Source organism: Streptomyces sp. AC627_RSS907 (assembly GCF_019049165.1).
Map to the genome: position 1 here is coordinate 1 of NZ_JAGMUE010000200.1, position 655 is coordinate 655.

General features: G+C 68.7%; 1 pseudogene. It reads left to right on the forward strand.

The features are described 5' to 3' along the window. Positions 1 to 13 precede the first annotated feature (13 nt). Positions 14 to 655, forward strand: a pseudogene (locus KUM32_RS31455) (GTPase HflX); the annotation flags it as partial.

Sequence of the window (655 nt, forward strand, 5' to 3'; positions counted from 1 at the left end):
ACGTAAGGATCCAATGACAACCCCTTCCCAGCAGCAGTCGTTCCCCGCCGCGGATTCCTCGGACCGGCAGCGCCTTCCCGAGAACCTTCGGGCCGACGCCCTGATGGAAGAGGACGTTGCCTGGAGCTACGAGATCGACGAGGAGCGCGACGGCGAGCAGTACGACCGCTCCGAGCGGGCCGCTCTGCGTCGCGTGGCGGGCCTGTCCACCGAGCTGGAAGACGTCACCGAGGTCGAGTACCGGCAGCTCCGTCTGGAGCGCGTGGTGCTGGTCGGCGTCTGGACCTCCGGCACCATGCAGGACGCCGAGAACTCCCTCGCGGAGCTCGCGGCACTCGCCGAGACGGCGGGCGCGTTGGTTCTCGATGGCGTCATCCAGCGCCGCCCCAAGCCCGACCCGGCCACCTACATCGGCTCCGGCAAGGCCCAGGAGCTGCGGGACATCGTGCTCGAGTCGGGCGCGGACACCGTCGTCTGCGACGGTGAGCTCAGCCCCGGTCAGCTCATCCACCTCGAAGACGTCGTGAAGGTCAAGGTCGTCGACCGTACGGCGCTCATCCTCGACATCTTCGCCCAGCACGCCAAGTCGCGTGAGGGCAAGGCGCAGGTCGCGCTCGCGCAGATGCAGTACATGCTGCCGCGGCTGCGCGGCTGG